Origin of the sequence: Amycolatopsis rhizosphaerae, from assembly GCF_007713715.1 — a bacterium.
GTDB classification, from domain to species: Bacteria; Actinomycetota; Actinomycetes; order Mycobacteriales; family Pseudonocardiaceae; genus Amycolatopsis_E; species Amycolatopsis_E rhizosphaerae.
In genome coordinates this window covers 1-3,589 of the sequence record NZ_VJWX01000632.1, presented here as the reverse complement: position 1 = coordinate 3,589, position 3,589 = coordinate 1, and the positions used below count along the sequence as shown (strand labels likewise).

1 protein-coding gene and 3 tRNA genes are annotated in these 3,589 nt (G+C 71.4%); 3 read left to right on the top strand and 1 reads right to left on the bottom strand.

Annotation, left to right across the window (positions count from 1 at the left end):
* Positions 1-209 precede the first annotated feature (209 nt).
* The 3 genes from FNH05_RS34565 (at position 210) to FNH05_RS34555 (ending at position 476) form a co-directional block, all read left to right on the top strand.
* A tRNA-Glu gene (locus tag FNH05_RS34565) sits at positions 210-282 on the top strand.
* Between the two features lie 15 nt (positions 283-297).
* Positions 298-371 (top strand) — tRNA-Asp (locus FNH05_RS34560).
* Positions 372-402: 31 nt separating this feature from the next.
* Positions 403-476: transfer RNA gene (locus FNH05_RS34555), tRNA-Phe, on the top strand.
* Between the two features lie 826 nt (positions 477-1,302).
* Here the strand turns inward: FNH05_RS34555 and FNH05_RS34550 are convergent.
* On the bottom strand, positions 1,303-3,589 hold a 2,287-nt coding region (locus tag FNH05_RS34550; protein WP_144593056.1), incomplete at its 5' end, for an ATP-binding protein.

The following is a 3,589-nucleotide window of genomic DNA, read 5'->3' as shown; positions in this document are numbered from 1 at the left end:
TCACAAAAGAGTGACCGGCCACACAGTCGTGGGTTTGGCGCTGAAACGGCCCGCCGAGGGGGGTAGCTTGAGGGTATCTGTGCAGGTGGGGGCCCTGTTCGAGGCTTAAGGGATACCCCCTTGGAACGCCCTGACGGCATGCCCTATGCTTGTAATCGCTCCCGGGGGGACCTGAGAGCGCGGTCGGTCGGTTCGCCGAAATCGATCGAGCTCCCATCGTCCAGCGGCCTAGGACTCCGCCCTTTCAAGGCGGCAACGCGGGTTCGAATCCCGTTGGGAGTACGCAGTACAAAGCAAGGCCCTGTGGCGCAGTTGGTTAGCGCGTCGCCCTGTCACGGCGAAGGTCGCGGGTTCGAGTCCCGTCAGGGTCGCAACAGCGTCTGGCACGTAGCCGGCGTTTCCGGCCAGGTAGCTCAGTTGGTATGAGCGTCCGCCTGAAAAGCGGAAGGTCGCCGGTTCGACCCCGGCCCTGGCCACGGTCCGATGAGCCGCTCTGACACAGGTCAGAGCGGTTTTTTCGTGTCCGAGGCAGATCTTGCTCCTGTCCGGTGTCGACCGCCGATGCCGGGGCCACGGCGGTGCCTGGGCCGCGGGAGGCCGTTTGTCTTCGCGGTTGCGGGTAGCTTTGCGGGATGTGGGATGACGTTCTCGGCGACCTGCTGGGTTCGTCGATCGGCACCCTATCCTCCGACCGTGATTCCCGTTGGCGGCTCGAACGTGTGTCGCGGAAGCGTCGGCAGGCCTTTGAGTCGGGTGGGGAGATCCGGCTGAGGTGTGCGCTGCGGTGGGCTGATGGAGGGTTGCCGCGATGGCAGGTCGGCAGGCTGGTGGTGTCCCGCGCCTGCGCACGCTGGTCGCCGCGGCTCCGATCGCGGGTGAGGGACCTGGAGTACCGGGTGGCAACGCCGCGGGTGACGCGACGGCGGAGTGCCTGGGAGCGGCTCCGACTGCTCCGTACGGATGTTGTGTTGGTCTATGGGATGCACGGTGGGCAACTTGAGCTCGCCGTACGACGCCGGGACCTGGGCGAGGTGGCCAGGCTGTTCGAGATACCGCCGAATGGCCGCTGACTGAGGGGCTGCGGGAACACGGCTGAGCCGACGCGGGTGGCGGTGCCGTCCCCTGCGCGGCGCCGCCGATGTCGGTCGAAGCGGTCGACGGCGGCTACCGCTTGCTCCTGCACCACCCGGAACACGGCGAAGGTTGCGTGACCGTCGACTACGGGGGCACGACCACCGCGGTCCTGCTGACACGTGGAGATCAGCGGTTCCTCTTCGAGCAGGTGACCGCTCCCGCCAAGGGCTATCTGCTGAGGTCCGCCGCCGGTGCGAAATGGTGTGTTCGGGCTTCGGCGGCCCAGTGGGGGGCGTTCCACCGGTCCGCGATGGCGGCGGCTCGGGCGAAGTGGTCGGCGGCCTCGTCGGTGCGGCCGAGGAGGAGGGCGACTTCGCCGAGCGTGTGGGCGACCGGACGCAGGGCCAGCGACAGGCTCACCGCCCCGGCCGGGGGACCGTCGCGGTGGGGGAGCAGGTCCGCGTAGATCTCCTCGGCCGCATCACGGTCGTTCAGCGCGACGATCGCCATCGCGCGCAGGCAGGTCAGGAAGGTGAAGAAGAAGTCGGGCCGGATCGGGCTCGGTGACCTGCGGACCCGGCGTGCCTCGTCGCTGCGGCCGGTGGCGTGGAGGGCGAGTGCGAGCAGGTCGGTGGCCATCGGGCCGAACGCCTCGTGGAGGGCGCGCACGTCGTCCAGGTGGTCGCCGAGCGTGCCGTCGTTCAGCCAGATCGCCGCCAGCGCGAGGCCGATGAAGCCAGCGTGCACCGATCCGGCGCGTTCCATGCGTTCGGTGGCCTCGACGTAGAGGCGCTCGGCGTCGGCGAACCGGCCCTCGATGAGCACCAGGGTCGCCAGCGAGATCTCGGCGACGGCGATCGCCTCCGGCAACCGGTAGGCGCGGGCGAAGTCGAGCGCCTCCCCGGTCACGCGTCGCGTGGTCGCCGGGTCGTTGGCCGCGGCGGCGTTCGTGGCCTGGTTGAGCAGCCCGGTCACGCGGTAGACGGGCAGGTCGTGCTCGACGCCGATCTCCACCAGCTCGCGGGAGTACTCCTCCCGCCCGGGGTCGCGGCCGAGGACCAGGAGCGCCGCGGCCCGGAGGCGGGGATCCGTGGCGAGGTCGAGTGCTTCCCGCGCCGCCGCCATGACCGTCGGATCGTCCTCGCCCACCAGCTCATCGGCGTATGCGGTGAGGAGGCGGGACCGCACGTCGGGGGCCAGGCCGGTCCGCTTGAGCAGACGGCTGAGGCGGTCGACGATGGGACGGTCGACCGTGCCGTATGTGCGGGCCTGCCAGGTGGTGGGTTCGGTCCAGGCGGTGAACGCGGCGATCATCAGGTCGTCGCGGCCGATCGACTCGGCGTACTCCACGGCCTGCTCGCGCGTGCCCCTGGCGGCAGCGACGGCCCCGGCCCTGATCTGCGCGCGCATCAGCCTGCCGAGCAGGTCGATGCGCTCGTCCGGTTCGCTCGAGTTGGCGACGGCGTCGGTGAGGAGCGCGACCGCCACGTCGTGGGCGTAGCGCGCCTCGGCCAGCTCGGCGGCCCGCACGCAATAGGCGACGGCCTTCGGTGATCCGGCCCGCGCATAGTGATGGGCAAGGGCCCCGACGTCGCCGGTGCCCTCCAGGGCGGCGGCGATCCGGGCGTGCATCCTGGTGGCCCGCAACCTGCTGACGTCGGCGACCAGCGTGTCCCTGACCAGCGCGTGAACGAACCGGACGCGCCCGGGCCCCGGCTCGTCGAGCAGCCCGGCGATGACGCCCGCGTCCAGTGCGTCCAGCACGCCTTCCTCGTCGGAGTCGGCGGCCCGCACGAGCACGTCCACCGAGCTTTCCCGGCCGGCCACCGCCGCCAGCCGCAGGACGGACACGCTGCTCTCGGGGAGCCTTGCCAGCCGGCGCCGCAACACATCCCGTACGCCCTCGGGGACCTCGGAGAGCGCGACCAGCGCGCCCTCGCCGCTCAGCAGCCGCGCGCTCTCCCGCACGTAGAACGGGTTGCCGCCGGTCCGTTCGGCGATCCCGGCCACGGTCGCGTCGTCGGCCTCGCACTCGGCGCGTACGAGCTTCGCGACGGCGTCGCCTTCCAGCCCGGGCAGGTCCAGCCGGAGGGGTGCGGTGCGGGCGAGGGACCCGAGCGTTTCGGTGAGGCGCTCGCTCTCGTCCCCGCGGTACGCCGCGACGACCAAGATCGGGGCCCGTACGCCGATGCCGCCGCCGAGCAGTTCCAGCGTGGCGGCGTCCGCCCAGTGGAGGTCGTCGAGGACGACGGCGACAGGCCGGCGGGCGGCGGCCGTCGCGAGCCAGTTCCACACGGCCTGCCGCAGCCGGAACCGCCCGGCCACCGCGTCGCCGTCCACCGGTGCGGAGTCGGAGAGCAGCGGCGCCAGGTCGTCCGCGAACTCACCCGAAGGAACGCTGACGGCCACTTTGCGCAGCGCCTCGACCCACGCCCACGCGGGCGGCGCGCTGTCCACTTCGGGACAGCGTCCGGTGGCCACGAGCCATCCTTCCTGTTCGAGTCGCGCGCAGAGG